Origin of the sequence: Paenibacillus sp. 2TAB19 (assembly GCF_052115185.1) — a bacterium.
GTDB lineage: Bacteria > Bacillota > Bacilli > Paenibacillales > Paenibacillaceae > Pristimantibacillus.
The window spans coordinates 25,219-44,745 of sequence record NZ_JBFRGE010000013.1; the positions used below are offsets into that span (position 1 = coordinate 25,219).

11 protein-coding genes are annotated in these 19,527 nt (G+C 46.9%); 2 read left to right on the top strand and 9 right to left on the bottom strand.

What is annotated here, in order from left to right:
• The first annotated feature begins 93 nt into the window (after positions 1-93).
• Both AB4Z33_RS08165 and AB4Z33_RS08170 read left to right on the top strand, forming a co-directional pair.
• Positions 94-756: an NUDIX hydrolase gene (locus AB4Z33_RS08165; RefSeq protein ID WP_442049453.1), complete on the top strand. Its 663-nt coding sequence runs from the start codon at positions 94-96 to the stop codon at positions 754-756.
• A complete protein-coding gene (locus AB4Z33_RS08170; protein ID WP_442049454.1) occupies positions 747-2,009 on the top strand; it encodes a hypothetical protein in 1,263 nt (420 codons plus the stop codon). The genes AB4Z33_RS08165 and AB4Z33_RS08170 overlap by 10 nt, the downstream gene beginning before the upstream one ends.
• 134 nt (positions 2,010-2,143) lie before the next feature.
• On the opposite strand, the gene AB4Z33_RS08175 is transcribed toward AB4Z33_RS08170, so the two are convergent.
• From AB4Z33_RS08175 to AB4Z33_RS08215, 9 genes are all read right to left on the bottom strand, one after another.
• A complete protein-coding gene (locus AB4Z33_RS08175) occupies positions 2,144-2,875 on the bottom strand; it encodes a response regulator (RefSeq protein WP_442049455.1) in 732 nt (243 codons plus the stop codon).
• A gap of 4 nt (positions 2,876-2,879) precedes the next feature.
• Positions 2,880-4,040, bottom strand: coding sequence for a sensor histidine kinase (locus AB4Z33_RS08180; protein WP_442049456.1), 1,161 nt, complete (start codon positions 4,038-4,040; stop codon positions 2,880-2,882).
• An 81-nt stretch (positions 4,041-4,121) separates the two neighbouring features.
• On the bottom strand, positions 4,122-6,839 hold the full coding sequence (locus AB4Z33_RS08185; protein ID WP_442049457.1) for a stalk domain-containing protein: 2,718 nt from the start codon (positions 6,837-6,839) through the stop codon (positions 4,122-4,124).
• Between the two features lie 194 nt (positions 6,840-7,033).
• Positions 7,034-11,401 carry an Ig-like domain-containing protein gene (locus tag AB4Z33_RS08190; RefSeq protein ID WP_442049458.1) on the bottom strand — a complete coding sequence of 1,456 codons (4,368 nt, stop codon included), beginning with the start codon at positions 11,399-11,401 and terminating at the stop codon, positions 7,034-7,036.
• Positions 11,402-11,650: 249 nt separating this feature from the next.
• Complete coding sequence (gene metK / locus AB4Z33_RS08195) at positions 11,651-12,865, bottom strand: methionine adenosyltransferase (protein WP_442049459.1); 1,215 nt, start codon at positions 12,863-12,865, stop codon at positions 11,651-11,653.
• Between the two features lie 165 nt (positions 12,866-13,030).
• On the bottom strand, positions 13,031-13,306 hold the full coding sequence (locus AB4Z33_RS08200; RefSeq protein WP_442049460.1) for a small, acid-soluble spore protein, alpha/beta type: 276 nt from the start codon (positions 13,304-13,306) through the stop codon (positions 13,031-13,033).
• 113 nt (positions 13,307-13,419) lie between these two features.
• On the bottom strand, positions 13,420-13,911 hold the full coding sequence (locus AB4Z33_RS08205; protein ID WP_442049461.1) for a hypothetical protein: 492 nt from the start codon (positions 13,909-13,911) through the stop codon (positions 13,420-13,422).
• A 123-nt stretch (positions 13,912-14,034) separates the two neighbouring features.
• The gene (locus AB4Z33_RS08210; RefSeq protein WP_442049462.1) at positions 14,035-16,542 is read right to left on the bottom strand and encodes a hypothetical protein; all 2,508 of its coding nucleotides are present in this window, start codon (positions 16,540-16,542) and stop codon (positions 14,035-14,037) included.
• Positions 16,543-16,735: 193 nt separating this feature from the next.
• Complete coding sequence (locus AB4Z33_RS08215; RefSeq protein ID WP_442049463.1) at positions 16,736-19,207, bottom strand: S-layer homology domain-containing protein; 2,472 nt, start codon at positions 19,205-19,207, stop codon at positions 16,736-16,738.
• Positions 19,208-19,527: the final 320 nt, after the last annotated feature.

A 19,527-nucleotide genomic window follows, 5' to 3' on the forward strand; every position in this document is an offset into this window, starting at 1 on the left:
ATCCATATTTCTGTGCAGATGCGCAGGGAAAGTCATAATCCGCGGCGTATTAGTAAGAATGGACTTACAAATTTAAACAATAGGAAGGTACTTATGATTGAAATCACTCGTTATTTGGAATGCCGCAACACCTATCCCCTGTTCTTCAGACAGAATGAGAATCTGAAGATCATTGTTGACGAGTCCGAAYTGCTCCAATATGCCATGCAAAAAAAATGTAAACTTGGCATTTTATTCGAGAACGACTACCTTCTGTTCGTGGTGGATCTCATCGAGAAATTGGACGGAAGTCGATATACCTATTCAAGAATCATTAACCGCAATGCCTATAACGGCGTCGTCATCATCCCGGTATTAAATAATAAAATAGTGTTCCTCAAGCAATTCAGACATGGCACGCGCGAATTTGAAATCGAGCTTCCCCGTGGTTTTTCAGAAAAGTCCAAAACGATAGAGGAAAACGCCGAAAGCGAAATTTTCGAGGAGTTGGGCGTCATGCCCCGGAAAATCGCGTATTTGGGAAATGTCGTGAACGACTCGGGACTCTCGGGTGGACTCGTTCACATCTTTGTTTGCAGCATTGAAGAAATCGCGCAATTAGCTGTCGACGAGGGGATTAATGATACCTACCAATACACGATAGAGGAAGTCGAAGAATTCATACATGCCAATATCATCAGGGATTGCTTCTCGCTTAGTGCCATTTATAAGCTTATCACTTCAACTCACAGACAGGAGTATCTGACATGTTCCTAGATTTACTTGATACGACCCGAACATCCAAAGAACAAAATACCATTGAAGAATGTACGATTAATGCGATTCAAGGAGAAAGTATGCTGTTCTATCTTCTCATGTCCGGTCAGACGCCAACGTTGAACCAAACGCAAATCATGGATTCGGCTATTATCCATCAAATTTTGCTCAACAACCACATCAGAGAACCCTTTCTCAAGTTGATTAAGACTGAAAAGATACAATTGACTTTGTATACAGGCAATGGAGCACAGAGCCTGCAAGATTATTTCAAAAACTCCCTGAAGTACGGATTGGACAATGAACAGCAATTTTTCGATTTTTCCATTTTCCCTTTTCTCAAACAGTACGACGCTAATACAAGGAGAACCCTGCACGCAACCATTCTCAAAACACTGGAACATAATACGTACAATTTTAAAACTAGCGGAGTAGAAGCCGAACATATCGAATATATTGGGGCCATTATTGAAAACATTCAGGATATCGATCGAGCCATTAAAGGGCAATACCTGCTCACCAAAACATTCAACAAGCATCTAGACCCACTGTTCCAATCCCAGTGCCAAGCGTTAATGAATTTCGAGAACACCGATCCCGAGTTCATCCGACTTTGCAGGGAATTATTAAGTAAGGGTCCTTATGGAAACAGAAGATCCGCTTACTACAATGTGCTCAAATCCATGCAAGGTCATTACTCTGAAATCCATTTAAGCAAGTTGAAACAAACCGTTGATAATTGCTACAACCAAGCGATAGCATCTTCCATACCGGATGACGGGTACAGCTTGAATTTCTCGAGCGAATTTGTCGATCTGGCGCAATCGATCCAGAATAACGGCGGGCTTCAAAGAAAGGAACTTATAGCAATAAAGCCTAGCGATAAGAGCATTTATATCACGTGGCATACGCTGGTAGACATGTTAGAGGAAGTCGACAGGCTGGAGCAGTCGAAAGGGATATCGCGGGTGGCGGCTTTGAATGAATACAAACGGACACAGTCTTTCAAGCCTATTATACAGGTAGCCAAATATTTGGCCCATGACACGGCAGCATCCCTTATTCCCGGCGTCCCCCAGGTTGTGGAGATTGTATCCGATTTGATCACGGGAGCAGCTTCCGATTGGACGGGGGGATTACTCAAAAAGCAATCTGTCGGGGAAATCGGCGTTTCGATTAAGGAAGGAAAAAGAAAGTCCAAAATTTTGGGCCAAACGATTGAGTTCCTATCCATGACCATGCGGCAATCATAAAGTTCTTCTCCTCATTATATTGTCATATCCGATAGAGTCGGGGTACCTGCACAGGTCGTCAGACAAAATAAAAATCCCGCTCCTACAGACACGGGACCCCCACTTTAATCAGTTGTGCAATACGCTTTTATCTATTACAAGGTAACCCAACCATACTTAATCGATTGAATAACCGCCTGTGTGCGATCATCAACCTCCATTTTTTGCAAAATGCTGCTAACATGGTTTTTAACCGTCTTCTCGCTAATAAACAGAAACTCGCCAATGTTTTTGTTGCTCTTGCCTTCAGCCATCAGACGCAGCACTTCTGCCTCACGGCGAGTCAGTGGACTTTCGTCTACAGAGTTATATTTAACGCCTTGCTCTTGGGCGGCTGCAGCTCCCGATACAATTCCCATCTCGTCCAGGTACGTCATACGACGAAGCTGATTGATAAGCTTCCCTGTTACTTTTGGATGAATGTACGCATAACCTTGAACAACCGAACGGATCGCGTTAATAAGCGACTCGGCTTCCATATCCTTAAGCAAATAGCCAGTAGCCCCTTTGCGGAGCGTTTCGAATACATAGCTCTCATCATCATGAATAGACAGAATAATTACCTTCACGTCAGGGAACATGCTTTTGAGTCTTTCTGTTGCTACTACACCGTTCTCAATCGGCATATTAATGTCCATCAGTACGATTTCGGGCAACGTATGATTGCAAAATTCCATAACCTGAATGCCGTCACCACACTCGCCGATCACTTCCAAATCATCTTCCATATTCAAAATTCGTTTCAAGCCTTCGCGAAACAACTGATGGTCGTCTGCAAGTAATATTTTGATTTTTCGGGCGGGAGTGCTCGGAACTTGATTTATCATTATACTACTCCTTTCTGTTCTCGGCAGTTATTGGTATATGAATTATAATTTTCGTGCCCTGTCCAGGATTTGAGTCTATATCCATCCTTCCTTCAATCAATTCCACGCGTTCTCTCATCCCGATGAGTCCAAAATGGGAGTTTCGGCTTGCTCCGAGATCGATAAGATCGCTCTGGAACCCAATGCCGTTATCGTGAATGATGATTGTAATCAAATGAGGCTCATAGCTTATGTCAAGCAATACGCGCGAAGCGTTAGCATGCTTCAGAGCATTCGTGAAAGCTTCTTGTACGAGCCTGTATATGGCCGCCTCCATGGCAGACGGCATTCGAATCTCCTTGCCGGAGAGCTCGAATACAGTATGTATTTTAGATTTATCTTCAAAATCCTGCACAAACTTCCGCAGCGTCGGCACTAATCCAAGATCGTCGAGCGCCATTGGCCGGAGATTGAAAATGATTTTGCGAATTTCTTCAAGCCCTGAACGAACCTGGCCTTTCAAATCTACCAATTCTTCCTGTACCATCTCGAATTCCTTCTTAATCAGCATACGTTCGGCGATTTCTGTACGAAGCACAATATTGGCGAGCGACTGCGCCGGCCCGTCATGAATTTCTCTGGCGATACGCTTCCGCTCTTCCTCTTGCGCCAAAATAATTTTTAGACCCAGCAGCTGCCTCGTCTTCGCCGATTCCAAAATTCGCGTCACCTGATTAAGGTCGCCTGATAAATACTCCAGCACGACGTTAATTTGCGAAGCAATCATCTCCGCCCGCTCAATCGAGTTCTCAACGTTGCGAACCCGCTTCTGCAGATCGTCTCGGCGAGCCTTCAAATACGATTCCTTCTCGCGGTACACCATAAGATCCAGCTGGATTTGTGTGGCCTTCTCGTAAGCCGACTTAATGTCCTCTTCCTTATATCGGACGAAATCCCGGCTCACTTCAGTTAGCCGAATGCGCGCGCGCCTGTAATCCTGCTCCAACTGATCGACTTTCTCGATCGTCTTCACCGTTTCCTGAAGTACAAGCTCCAGTTCCTGCTCGAGCGCTTCCAGCTCAGAGCGCGCGGATTCGCATATTTCATAGATTTGATATTTGCTGTCTTCCATCACTTGAATTGCATTTTTGATAACTCGGTTTATATCGACTGTTAAGTGATCCACGATCGATCGGCAACCTTTCTATGGCAATCCTGATTCCTATACTCCCCTATCATACCACAGAAAGGCTGCCTGTCGTCCATGCTATTGAATGGTAATCTTCTTCTGTTTTGCATCGTATCCTACGGTGAAGCCAAGCTTCTCCGAGAATAATCGCACAGGAATCAACGTTCTATTATTGCGAATAATAGGCGCTACCTCCGATTGCTGGCGAGTACCGTTCAACACGTATCCCTTCTCGCCAATAACCATTTCAAGCAGCTTCGTTCCCCGCAGTACGCCCACCTTGTTCAGCTTGCCGTCAACGAACAGCTGTCCGCCGAGAGCATCGGTTACGAAGCGGAGCGGCACATAAGTCGTTCCGTTCAACTGAATCGGCGCTGCATCCAGCTTAAGCGCTTTGCCATTCAAGGTCGCATTCGTTTTGCCTACTATCATCTCAACCTTGGACTTCGTATCTACCGTTACCTCCGGCGCATAATTCAGTTTCATATTATCCAAACCTACTGTACCAGTAACCGTGCGTCCAGCTTGTGTGCTGTCCAGCGTGACGACATAGATTCGCTTCAGCTTCACAGGATATTTCATGCCGAGCGACGATAAATTGATCTTAATCGTCTTCCAACCGCTCCAATCGAGCTGCTTCGTTACGTCGACTAGATGTGCTTTGCCGTCGGCATCAATAAGCTCTGCCCTTACCCAGTTTTTACTTTGATCGCTATAAACGTCAAGCGACATCGATGTAGGGCTTCCAGACAACGATACGCCATTCGTATTAAACGCCGCATACGATGCCTTCGTACCTGTGCCGTTCGTAAAATCATAGGTTAGCTTAAGCGCTTTGGCGGATGTTTGTCCAGGCAAATCCGCAGCAAGACTTACGCTGCCCGCAATTTCCTTTGGCGTCACTTGGGACGAGATCGGATAAGCTGTTTTCTCGAAATCCTCGAATGCTTTGACCGTTTCGCCTTGCGTGAATGGAATCAACGTCGGGAAGCCGTCGTAACGTCCGATCGCATATCCGGTCTTCACGCCCGCTTTTACCGAATTAACCGTTAACGTATCGCCTGTCATGGTGCCGTTAAAGCCGATATACTCCCATTTAAGAGAATCGCCGCTCAGCTTGTACGATTTGCCGTTCTTTAGCTTCACCGTAACCGGAACCGTGAGCGTTGATCCCGGCGTTAGCATACCGGCAGCCGTATTCAGCGAGATCGAGGCGATCTGGTCTTGTCCGATTACCTCCATCGTGTACTGAGCTGAAGCATCTCCAGCCTTGACGCTGATCGTTGTCTTGCCGACCTTAGTCGCCGTAAACGTATTGCTGCTGAACGTCCCAACCGCAGGATTAGCACTCCAAGCTGCTTGCGTCGCATCCACTTTAATGGGGTTATAGTACGTATCATAGCCATTGAGAGCAAAGGTCGTCTTTTGTCCGAGGAATACTACATTCGAGCCTGTTATAGTAACGCCCTTCAGCGTACCAACCGGCGCGCTTGTGAATACGCCTATGCCATTCGATACGCTGCGCTGCGTCGTTCCGGACTGCGTCGAATGGGACAGCGTCAGCGAACTCGTGCCGAGCGGTCGTTCGACCATGGTCGTAGAACCTCCGCCGTCCAGGTTCACGCCTTTGTATATGCCAAGCTGCACCATAACCTGCTGCAGCTCTTTCAAGCTGAGTCCGGTGCTGCTGCCGTATTTCTCGCTCGTAATTAAATACACCTTCGTACCGTCCTTGGAGTAGCCTACTCCGGATCTTGACGTGTAGGAAGAACCGCTGACACCTGTTACGTCACGGGAGAACGCCGATGCTGCTCCTCCGTCAACTAACAAGGTGTGGCCACCGATTAACATCTCGAAGCCTGCAGGATCGACTTTCGCGCCCGTCGTCGACGAGATAAGCGAATAGTCTGCCGTAACTGCCTGTCCGACCTGCAAATGTTCTTTCACGAAAGTCGCTGCTTTACCGTGAGAACGCAATATGTATCCGTCAGCCGGTGCTTGCCCGCTAACCGGCTTGCCGATTGAAATTTGTTCAATTATTCCGTTTCGAACGAGTACTTCCGTCGGGGTCGCCCCTGTGTTGATAGGCCGCTCAGCACCGTTCCATGCGCTCGTATAGATATACATCGTATCGACATGGCTATATTTATTACCGCCGAATTCCGGACCGTACGCGGATTGATTCAAACCCTCGAGCGCGAATGTCGAGCCGTCGGCTGCCGTAACGAGTCCTTCGAAGGTATAGTTGTCAATTGAAGGCTTGCGGTCCTTCGACACCCCGAATGCATACATGCCTTTCAACTTGGATGGACTGGATTCGAATGCTCCGCTCGTGATTTGGACGCCCATAGGCGCGCCTTCGTTCGTCATCACGAATACATCCGCGTTGATTCCCGCTACCGCACCGCTTTCCTTCGTCATATTCGTTATCGAATTACGCGTGCCAACCGTATGGTTTTTGCCGCTCATCGTATTTAAAGATACATAGGGATTCGATAGATCAACCTCGATGACATGCACCTCGGAAGTTATCGCTTTGCCGTTTCTTGTCGCGCTCCACAAATAGTCCATGCGCTTTGCGCCTGCCGTCACATAAGCCTGCTTTGTCAGCTTGAGCGTCGGTGCCGTAGCCGTGGCCATTGCAACATCCGCTGCTTCGGCTATCGCCGTGTTCCAACTCCCAGGAAGGAGCGATACGACCGGCTGCGACAATAACGTGCCGCCTAATGCGATAATAAATACCTTTTTACTAATGCTCTCCGTCCGCCGCCACCTGTTGTTCCTTGCCTTACCCATTTTGTTAGCAACTCTCCCATCTAGTACGTCTATGTAGTATAGACTACTAGAGTTGCACAAAAGTTACGCATGATAAAAGACTTCTATCACATTCCAATAGCTGAAAGGTATAACCTATTCCAAGTAAAAAAATCTAGCTGTCTGTGAGTGCCATGCTCTCACATTCAGCTAGATTTGCCTCTTCTACCTGTCTATTAAGGAGTAATAAAGTCTACATACTCCAGCAAACGCATGATCAACGCAGCGCCTTCCGCTCTCGTCGCATTCGTAAGCGGGCTCATTACCGTCGTCGTTTTGCCGTAAATGATACCTGCGTATACGGCTTTGGCAACGTCTGCCTGCGCATAAGCGCCGATTTTGCCCTTGTCCGTGAAGCTGGACAAATAGGACGACGCGGAGGAAGGAAGCGTAATGGTAACACCTGCAACTACTGCCGCTCTACCCATCATAACCGCCATATCCTGTCGCGTAATCGGGCTATTCGGCTTGAATGTGCCATCCGTGTTGCCGAAAATTATGCCGGCCTCGGATGCGGCTCCGATATAAGCCCCCATCGTCGTGTTTGAGCTTACGTCCTTGAACTTCGCAGCCGCCGTCTTATTGCCCGTTAATCCGAGTCCTTTGGCAATATACGTCGCGAATTCGCCGCGCGTAATGTTCGCTTGCGGCTCGAACTTCGTCGTCGTTCTGCCTTCGACGATGTATTTGCGAGCTAACGCATTAATATTTGCTGCTGCCCAATGGTTCGCCACATCGGAGTAGGTTTTCGAGCTTTGTACGAGCGCATAAGCGCTATTGCCCTTGCGCTTGAACGTCGCCGTCGTCTTGCCTCCGGAAGTGGCAAACGTAGTAGGTACATACGATAACGTTCCAGCCTGCTCGTCATACCATACAACCGCCGATTGACTCGTCGGCACGCTTGCATAGGTTTCGATCGTGCGTTTGACATACCCTTTAAAGCCGTTGATCGGCTTAATGATCGATCCGCTAGCGGCGGATACGTCAAAGTGAACCGGTCCTGTAATGATTTGTCCACCTGTGGTGCCTAATGTTGATGTCAGCTTCGTTGTTAACGAAGAGCTGCCTTGATCGATCTTGATGAGCAAATTCCCAACGGAGCCGCCAGCATTCAGCGATGCGGCTATTGCCGAGAAATCAAGCGCAGCTAACGGAATTTCATAACTTGTATCGCCATAAATCACTTTGAAGACTGATTTCGCTCCCAATCTGTACGCACTGTCTAATGCGCTCAGCGGTACCGAGACGATACCTGCACTCTCCGTAACAGGCACTGTGAATACGACCTTCGGAGCCGCTACGCCGGCCGTTCTAGCTGTCTGATAGGCTTGGCTAATCAGATCTTGCGGCAGCGTATAGCGTTTGGCCGACATTCCTGCAGGCGAAGTATCGGCAGCAGAGGATACAACCGAGCTCTTAATTCCAATTCCGCCGTCTACCGATTCGAAGTCTCCTGACAGCGTATCAAGCAAAGTCGTCTGATTGGCGATTGTCACGTTCTCAAAGCTGTTCACTGAAATCCCCTTCGAGGTTTGAAGACCTGTCGACGACGTGAAATAGGTGACCGTCATGGCATCGCCAATTCCTGGGGCGGAGGACAAGACCAGCTTTACCAATGTTCCGCTCACCGTCACCTGCGATACAGGTGTCAGCACGCCCTTTACTTTAACCGTGAATTGAATGCTCGATGGAACATACGAGCTGTTGAGCGATTCCTTGAACGTCAAAGTAACGTTCGTTCCTTTGGCTACCGCGCCTACTAGCCCGCTTTGCGCATCCCCGGATTCCGCCGCCATCTGGGAGAAAGCCGCTGCCTTATTGTCGGCGAGATCGGATAGAGCCACGCCGCTCTGAGAATAGGACACTTTCACCGTCTGCCCGCTATTGATCGTCGTGCTAAGCGTCAGAGTAACCGTATCACCCACAACGCTTACCGCGCTAACCGTACGGGATACATTATCGACCAAAACGCTGTATTGGCCTGTCGTTGGCTTCGTTGCCGGATTCAAGCTTTCGTCATATTTAATCGTAATTAGTTTGGCATTGGCTGTAATGGTTTGCACTTTAGGCGCCGTTTTGTCTGTACCGCTTGAAGCGGCAAAGTTCGTGAAGGACGCGACGTTATTGCCCGATGAATCCCTGAGCGGATACGAGCCCGGCGAATAGCTGACCTTCACCGATTGCGAACCGGTAATAATCGTATTAACCGTCAAAATAACGAGACTGCCGTTGCCCGTGATGGAAGTCGGATAATATATCGTGCTTCCGATCGTCACGCTGAACTGCAAATACGCATTCGCGCTTGGAGCAATCAAATTTTTGTTGAAAGACAGCGTGACGCTGCTTCCCGATGCCGTAATATCCAGCAGCCTCGGAACCGAGGTATCCGATACTAACGTAACATCTCTGTTCGATAGGCTTATTGCCGCATTCCCCGAAATGTCCTGTATCAATCCTGGAGTTGCTTTCGTATACGATAGTTTCACGGCTTGTCCGCTAAGAATCGGACTCGACAGCGTAAGGACAACGGTCGTACCGCTTACCTGCACGGAATTCACAGAGCGGAACGCGCCATTCACCGTAATGTAGAAACTGCCTGGGAGCGGCTTTAAGTCCGCGTTCAGTTCTTCGTTATACGTCATAATAATGKAGCTGTCGTTTGCCTCAAGCTTGCTAATGACCGGAGGAGTCGTATCCGTTCCGATCGTCTTGAACGTCCATTGGTATTCGTTCTGAATGCCGACATAGTAGTTGCCCGCCGTATCGGTAATCGCATTCGGAGCAATATACACGTAATAGGACGTGCTTTTGTTCAGAAGGCCGACAGGTTGTATAATCAGCTTTCTTTCGTTCGTACTGTCAATCGAAACTACCGTATCATAGCTGCTCTGGCCGCCTCCCGTACCGATACGGTAGATCATAATCTTGGCCGTTCCGGCGAGCAGCTCATCGCTTAATGCGATGTTCTCGCTAAAGATCATATTGAACTCCGGATTTTCCTTCACTGCAATCGCATTGTTCGCCGGCGATTGCGATATCGCAACCGGCTTAACCGTATCGTTTGTTACGGTGAATGTCCAACCGGTGGTGCTTTGTATGCCTGCATAATAATTGCTGGATATATCGCGGAATGCAGTATTGCTGATAATAACGTAATACTTTGTATTATTGACGAACGGTTTCTTCGCCTCTCCGTTGTAAGCCTTATTCGGATCAATCGTAATTGTCTTCGTTCCGCCGCCCGTTACGAGATCGGAAGTAACCGGAATCGAGCGGAACAACGCTCCCGTGCTTGAAACGCGAATTTCAATATTGCCGCTGCTTGGAAGCACGTTTTCGTTGAAAGTCATTTCCAGCTTCGTGTTCACGCTCGGCGCCGCGCCTTTATTAGCCGGTGTAAGCTTTTCAACGAGCGGTGCGCTTGAATCCTTCGTCGTGAAGTTCCATGTGCTCGCGTTCGTAATACCGGAAAAAGTATCCGTCGAGCCTGGAATCCCGTAGGCGCCCGGTTCTATCGTGACGTAGTAGGATGTGTTCGCTTTTAACGCCGGGCTAGGCTTAATTCTTACTATATTCCCTTCGATGGTCGTGCTCGTTGCCCGTATTTTCTGATAGGTTGTATTCGTACCCACCACTTTGATCTCGACGTATTTGTTCGCAATCGCCTCAACCACGGTATTGAAGGTCATGACGAGTTCCGAATTTAATTCCACGTTGATGGAATCATCGGTTGGGGAGAACGGCCCATCCAGCTGCACGGCCGAATCCATCGTCGTGAACGTCCAATTCGATCCGGTGTAGGATAGGCCCGTGGCGTCTTTGAATAGTCCGTTTCCTATCGTAATTTTGTAAGAACGATTGGGTTGAAGCGCCGTTTTCGGCGTTATGACGATCGTGTCCGATCCGCTACCTTGCACCTCGGTTGACGTAACCGCTATACTGCGGCTGTCATCACCGGATACGAGAGTAATGCTGCCGCTAGCAGCAAATACCGGTTCGTCGAACATTAAAGTAATTGGCGTGGTTGTTGGTATAAAAGAGCCTTGGGGATCATACCAGATCAATTCCGGGGCTTTCACTACCTCGTCCGCCATGGTTATGAAATTCCATTTGTCTGCTCCTTGAATACCGGCATATCCGTTCCCGTTAGAAACATTGACGAAAGCGCCTGCGGATACAAGTACGTAATAGCTTGTATTGAAATCAAAATCTTTTTGAGGATCGATCGTTACTTCGCTCTTATTCGTCAAGATCTTAACGCGGCTGCTTGTAACGCTAAGACTTTCGAATAATTCATTGGTGGAAGACTTATAGATCGATATCGTATTCGCGCTTGAGCCCTTCGCAACGTTCTCGTCGAACGTTATTTTGAGTACAGCTCCCGGTGCGACGTTCGTAAGATCGTCAGCCGGCGTCAAGCCAACCGCAACCGGACCGGACGATGCCGCTTTTACGCGCTGCGTTAGCGATGGCCAGCCGGTTAGGCCGATCTGCAACAGCATGACGACAGCGATGAACAATGACAGCTTGCTGGTTCGTTTCATTTCATTCACTCCTCAAAAATTACAGTCGTACTTTATTTGTCGGTTGTTTTGCATGAAAAATTTAGGTTAACCCCTTTTTTATACGGTTCCGATTGTTCACTTCCTTCGATTCGACATCTTTCTTTCAATCTTTCTCTTATGTCCTAACGAATTGTCGAAGTTAGAAGTTGCATTATTTTCCTTCATAGTGAAACAAAAAAAGACCGTCCTTTCGTTACCGAAAGAACAGCCTCGATTATTATAAAGTGATTATACGCCGCTAGATGCGCCAGCTTCTGCTTTCAGCTTATCCGCCTTGTCGACGCGTTCCCAAGGAAGGTCGATGTCTGTACGGCCGAAGTGACCGTAAGCAGCTGTCTGAGCGTAGATTGGACGACGCAGGTCCAGCATCTTGATGATGCCCGCCGGACGAAGGTCGAAGTTGCTGTTGATCAGTTCAACGAGCTTCTCTTCTGCAACGATGCCTGTACCGTACGTATCGACGTTGATCGATACCGGCTTCGCAACGCCAATCGCGTATGCCAATTGAATTTCGCATTTGTCCGCAAGTCCTGCTGCTACGATGTTTTTCGCAACGTAACGCGCTGCATAAGCTGCCGAACGGTCAACCTTTGTAGGATCCTTACCGGAGAATGCACCGCCGCCGTGACGAGCGTAGCCGCCATACGTATCAACGATGATTTTACGGCCGGTTAGACCGGCATCTCCTTGAGGTCCGCCGATAACGAAACGGCCTGTAGGGTTAATGAAATATTTTGTTTGTTCATCAAGCCATTCCACTGGAACGACTGGTTGGATAACTTGCTCGAGAATATCCTTTTGAATTTGCTCAAGCGTAATTTCCTCAGCATGCTGTGTCGATACAACGATCGTATCCACGCGAACCGGCTTGCCGTCGACGTATTCAATCGTTACTTGCGTTTTGCCATCCGGGCGCAGGTAATCAAGCGTACCGTTCTTGCGCACTTCCGACAAGCGTCGTGCGATGCGGTGCGACAGGGCGATCGGAAGCGGCATAAGCTCAGGCGTCTCATTCGTCGCGAAACCGAACATCAAGCCTTGGTCGCCTGCTCCGATGTCTTCGTTCTCTTGCTTCATATCCTTGCCGTCGCGTGTTTCAAGCGCAGCGTTAACGCCTTGCGCAATATCGGCAGACTGCTCGTTAAGTGATGTGAGAACTGCGCAAGTGCTGGAGTCAAAGCCGTATTTCGCGCGCGTATAACCGATTTCCTTAATCGTACGGCGAGCGATAGCCGAAATATCAACATAATCCGCACGGCTGCTGATCTCGCCAATAACAAGCACAAGACCTGTTGCTACAGAAACTTCGCAAGCGACACGCGCATATGGATCTGCTTCAAGGAATGCATCTAAGACTGCGTCAGATATTTGATCGCATATTTTATCGGGATGGCCTTCCGTTACTGATTCCGATGTGAACAAGTGGCGTCCTTTGACCGACATCCGTATCAACCTCCTACAACCTTAGTATGGAATAAGAGCTAACTTTCTACACAAAAAATGAACCTTTTCCGCGAAGGAAAAGGTTGTTAGACAACTCTTCTAAAACAGTATGATACCGAAATTGTCGCTTTCTGTCAATGGACGCCCATTTTAATTCCGAGGGGATTACTGGTAGTTTCCAAGCACCTGTTCAGCTTGAGCGATGAGGCGCTTCGTAATCTCTCCGCCAACAGAGCCAGCTTGACGCGTCGACAAGTTAGACCATTGAACACTGCCGCCGCTAGCGCCAGTCGTACCGCCTAACTCGCCTGCAAACTCGGTATCTTGACTAGCGCCTCCATAACCTCCAGATGTAAGGCCAAACTCGGCAGCAATTTCATATTTCATTTGGTTTAGGGCGGATTTGCAATTCGGTACTACTACTCTATTCGAACGACTCATTGTGGTGACACCTCCAAGTAATGTAGGAACAATTGTATTGTGTGCTGTTCCTGGTTCCTTGAAGCGTATAACCTATTGTCAGTTCGGGGAAAATGTAGTATCTATTCCATCCGCTATTGCAGAACGTAGCTGCCTCTTACCAGTACCGTAAGCCCATTCTTCTGAGCAGGATCAGGTTGAATGCCACGGCCTTCACGAGGGAAGATAAGCAAGTGGTTCGCCGGAACGGGCGTGCCCTTCTTAAGCTCCGTACCGTCCGTCAGATCCGCTACACCGTTCGTATCCACACTATAAGCAAGCGCTTTGCCTACACGTACGATGACTTCGGTACCGGCACCTGCAAGCAATGTTTTACCGGCAGGCACGGCTACAACTTCTAGTGTTGCACTCGCACTGCTTCCTCCGCCTGAACCGCCGCTTCCGCCTCCATTAATCTTAGCAAGCTGCTCGTCGACATAACTCTTCGTCACGACAGGATCTTCTACAGAGCCTGGCGTGAGCGTATTTGATTCCGCTTCAAGCGGTGATCCTAGGCTCACGCCAATCCATACGCCTGCTCCGATAAGTACGGATGCAACTAGGACCCGCATTAGCTTTTGTTTCACTTGGCAGTCTCCTCTCAAATCTATTTATCTCTTAATAAGATACTAGATTTGAGTAGGATAAACCAGTTTTTTGTTTCCACTCTAGCATCTCTATGAACCTTTCAAAGCGATTAAAGCCCGCTATTACGTAGTTGTGAACCATTTTACTTTCTTCGTAGCGATAAGCATCTTCGCGCCTTCGAATACGTCATAAACGTTAACCGTGTACGTGTCGTTCAGGTTATTTAGTTTGTTTAAGATATTCGCGTCGTTGAATACGATCGACAGCGGATTCTTCGTGCCCTCTTCGAGTACGGTTAGCGAATTGTCGTCGGACTTTTTAAGGGCGAATGTTTTGGAGTAGTTCGTATTTGCGCTGCCGCCATTCAGTTCGATTACGATCTTGTGATCGCCAGCGACGAAGTCGTAGTCACCACCGATTGCCAAATCATAGTTCAGATCGAATTGGATACCGTCCGAATCACCTTCACCGGAGTACGAAAGCTGCGTGCTCAGATTTTTCAGGCTTAGATTGTATCCGCCGAAAGTAATGCCAAGCAAGTCCGTTTTCACGGCTGAGCCGGACTCGTCAGTAAGCTTGTACGCAACCGGATTCATCATGACAGAAGATTTCACTTCGCCGACAGCTGTCTCTGCTGTTTTGCCGATCACAAGTGAAGAACCTAATCGGTTGAAGTTTTTCGATACTTTAGCCCATGCAGATACGAGTACTTTGCCTTCCGGTGTTACTCTCTCCGTGAATTTAACGAACTGAACCGGAATCGTAAAGCCCGTTACATCCTGCAAATAACCTCCGATATCGGCGATTGCAGCATAACGCTGTTCATTGTTCGTTACAACGAATTCGCTATAGAAGTAGCTCTCCGTTACATTATCATAGAATCTGGTCGTAAGAAGCTTGATATCCGCTTTGCGTCCCGCATTATTAATGAGATAGCTTTGATCCTTCGTTTGCGTAGGAACCGTGCTAATCGCTTGCGCACCGAATTGGTACAGCTTTTTCTCCTTATCGGTTGAAGTTGCCGGCAGCTCGGTAAGAACTAGCGAGACATTGCTTACTTGTGCCGTATAAGGAATATTGACATGAACATATTTGGTTACCGTAGCATTTGGTTCGATATACAGCTCGCTATCCAAAGAAGTGACTTGGTGCGCTTCGGAAATTTGCACGCCGTTCAACATGAAAAAACCGCTCAAATTCGGCGTTTTCTTCGCAGCCTTGCTCGTGTTCGTAATTGTGATTTCGGCAATTAACGAATCTTTCTCTGATGTTGGCAGGCGGTGAATCGAATTGAATTTTACGAGATAGCCGTCGTCATAGCTGTACGTGTTGCCGCCAGTTGCAACGCCGCCGTCCTTCTTCACTTTATAGCTGGCAATGACGTAACCCGAATTCGTTTCCGTTACGCCTGAACGTACGACGAGCTGGGATGTATTCAAATTCACCGATGCAGGAATGTCTCCGCTCATGGTAATCGTTTTCTTGATTTTCGGCAGCAAAGATACAGCTGTACCCTCGGCATTGTTAGATGCAAGCGGATAGACAACACCGCTCGCCGTTACAAGCGAGAAGTTCAAATTCGGTACGTTGGTGAAGGTCGTCCCGATATTCTCAAGGTCGTAATCCATCTCGATTTTCAAGCTGTTGTCGTCATTCTCGCTCGTCGTTACGAATCCGACTCCGCTATTAACCGTGACGCCGTTTAAGTAAACGGTCTTCACTTTACCTACTTCTACGGCCGCCGCAGGCGTTACTTTCGGCATATCGAATACGCCGATTGGAATGCTTGAGCTCGTTCCACCTTCGTTTGGCGATGCTACAATTAACGCGAATTTCTTGCCTTTCATAGCGAGCGGCATCGTTGAGCTTAAAGTGATTATTTTGCGTTCTTTGGGTTGGATCGTAAGATTCGTTAGTGCAGTTGTATCCACATTATATGTAGCTAAACCTTCCGATTGCGCGAATAGCTTCATATTAGCTACGTTCACACTCTGTAGGCCTGAATTTTCAAGCAAAAAGCTCATCGTCACGTAGACGTTGTTTTTATCGCTGGTCACCATGTATTGCTTTAGCGCGCCACGAAGCGTTCCTCCATTATATAACATCGTTTTAGCTTGAAAAGCGGTTGTTTTATCGGTTKAGCCTTCAGGGAAACTAAGCTTCCCAAGCAACTTTTCATAGTTGGATGAAGAAAAGTCCCATTTAATAATATTGAATGCGAGATCAGAAAGTTTCGTATTGATATTAACGACTGCGTAATACGTAATATTAACCGTTGTATTAGGAGCAACGGTTAATTTGGTTTTGTCGGCCTCCGTTACTTTGGATATGTAACGGCTACCCGATTTCGTAACCAAACGAATATAGTAATCCTGCATATTAATAGTGGCGTTGCCGCTATTCTTAATCGTGACCGTGTAAGCAAATACTTTGCCTTGATCTTGCATCAGGAATTGGCCGTCACGTACTGAAATTGTACTGGATGCGTTAAGCTTGACGCTTTGACTCGTTATCGATGCGGCCTCCGCGATCTCTACAACCTTCAATGGCGCTAATGGAATCGCCGATTGAGCCAACAATGCATACGTGGCTACAGATGCAGCACCGATCTTAATCCACCTTGTATTCACAAATCATTCCTCCTCGAACTTATTATTGGTATAGACGCTTGCAGCCGTATAGAAGTTGCTGTTATGTCCATAATAATTAATAGTATATCGGAAGTTTGTGAACCATGGATGAACGCAAACAAAAAAAAGAGGCCGTGCCTCTTCATCGCGGAGCGATTAGGAGGACGGCCTCTTTTGGACAATTGATTATCAATTAAACAACTTTAACAGTGATTGTGTAAAGTGTGTCATTGATGTTCAATGTCAGTGTTACAGTACCTTTAGCAAGAACAGTAAAGTCAGTGTCTACATAGTTTTTGTTGGAAGAGAATGCATCTACATCAACTGGATCAATGATAGCTACTGTGCCGTATTGATCGTAACCAACGAATGCTCCACCTTTGCCATCAKCGTCGCCGAACAATGCTGCTTCAAGATCGCCACCTACAGCAATCGTAACTGCATTTTTCGCTTGCGATACTTTAGTCAAAGTTGCGATTGTTTTAACAGCTGTAAATTTGATTGTAGCAATTTTCGCGCTGTTCACAAGAACAGTTACGTTTGCTGTACCAACTTTTGCTGCTGTTACTTCAAGAGTCGCATCATTAACAGTTACAGCAGCGTCATCAKCAACATCAAGATCAACACCAGAAGTTACGGTTTCAATGTAGTTACCGTTAACATCTTTTTTGTATACTGTGATACCTGTTGTTACTGGGTGTTCAGGGTTTACAGGATCTTTTTGCTCTACATCAAGTGTAGTATCGCCAGCTACAGCAACGTATCCAGCGAATGTACCAGCTTCAACAAGTGCAACCGATACAGATTTGCTCAAAGAACCTACTACTACTTTAATGCTACCGGAACCTTTAACTTGGCCTGGTTCAAGAACAAGCTTAGTTTCGGATTGGTTTTGAGCAATGTTAAGTGTAATTGCATTAGCAGCACCAGTTACAAACTCATCGCCATCAACTTCAACGATATCGTTCTTAGTAATCGTGAATACTACATCTTTACCTGCAGCATCAGTTACTTTGAATGCATTACCGTATTGGTCAAGAAGTTTAACTTTCAGATCTTGAGTAATACCGGAAAGTTTAACTAGTTTCGAGCTTGGAAGCTCAACTACGATCGAAGTCAATTCAGCATCAGCTTTAACAGTTACAGTTACAGTTTTGGAAACTGTTTTACCGTTATAAACAGCTTTTACCAAGATTGTTGCAGTACCAGCTTTAACACCATTGATGTCGCCAGAAGTTTCGTCGATTACAGCAACCGTTGGGTTTTGCGATCTGTAAGTAACATCGCCAACTGCAAGCTCATCTGTAATGTCAGTTCCGTCTTGATCAAGAACTTGAGCGATCAAAACATCAGGAGTGGATTTGAAAAGGTTAAGATCTTCAGTTCCGAAGTCATCAGCAACTGTTACAACGCCGATTTTCGAAGCTACGGACAATGTGTTTTTAACAGTGATGATTGTGTTGCCAGTTTCGAACTTAGTGTCGTTAAGTTTAACGTTAACAACAGAGTAAGCAGAAGAGTTAACAAYAGGGTTAGCAGCAGTAAGGTCAGCGTCGCTTACAACGCCAGTGTCAGAGCTTTCGATCGTAATTGCTTCAGATAGATCGAAGTTAGCTGTGATATCGTTGCCAGCAGCATCTTTAATTACTACAGGTACTTTATTACCGTCTTTAACAGTTGTGCTTCCGAAACCAATGCTTACCGCTTCAGTAGCAACATAAGATACTTCATTTTTAGTCGAAGCCAACACCAAGTTGTTTTCTTTGGAAACTACACCGTTCGAAGTAAGAACATAAGTCGTTTCTTCGTCAAGCGAATCAACCAGGTTGATTTTAACTGTTTTGCCGTCGATTGCTACGCTGTCAACAACGTTGATCGCGTACTCATCGTCTTTTGTAGTTACAGTGAAATCGTTAGCAGTTGCAGTACCAACTTCAACATTGAATGTAGCTACCAATGTTTTGGAGTTAGTTGCTTTAACCGATTCAACAGTGATTGCAGCTGGAACTTGAAGAGCTGCATAAGCGCTGTAAGTAGCAGTTACAAGCAATCCACGAAGAGCTGGGATTGTGTAGTCAGCTTGAGCAGCGAAGATGCCGTTGGAGATTGCTTTACCAACGTATTCTTTAGCCCATTCAGCTACAGTGCCGTCAACAGCAGCTGCATCTTTAAGTGTGTAACCAAGTTTAGCTAAAGCATCAACAGCAAGCTTAGCAAGCTCTTGAATTGTTACGTTAGCGGATGGTGCGAATGTGCCGTTAGAAAGACCGGAAATGATTCCAAGGTTTGCTGCGTAATCAACATAAGCTTTAGCCCAGTGAGTAGCAGGTACGTCTGTGAAACCAGCGTCAGGGGAAGTAACGCCATCTTTGTAACCAGCAAGCTTAGCGATAATTACCGCTGCTTGTGCGCGTGTCATTGTTTGATCCAGACCAGCTTCGCCGCCTGGCAAACCTGCGAAGATACCAGCTTTCACTAGTTCGTCGTATTTTTGTTCTGTTGTTTTTTCATCAGCCGCGAATACCGATGTTGCGAACATCGAGAATACCATCGCGATTGCTACGAGCAAAGATAAACTTTTTTTCATAACCTTTTTTTCTCCTCCTCTAAATACCTTCGGTTGTTGAGAGTGTTGATTGGATAATAGATTGCTCGGTTCTCTCATGCCGATTCACCCCCTTCCCAGAGTAGAGCATTAATTTCGTATAAATGATGTCTGCGCGCATGCTTAACCCTATGTAATAACATGTCGCAGAAACTTGTAAACAATAAGTAAAAGAGTGCTAGAGTAGGTGTACCACTATAACATTATACAATGGGCTACCCGTACCGTAAAGAGGAAGTTGAGAATTCATTCCAACTATTTGGCTATTCCGATGCGCATTCGTCAAATTTCATCGCTTGTTTTGTGCTGCCATGTATTTAGACGCATTGCTCAGGGAAAAGTTGCGCTTTTGCCTGAAAAGTTTTTTTATGTACGATTCA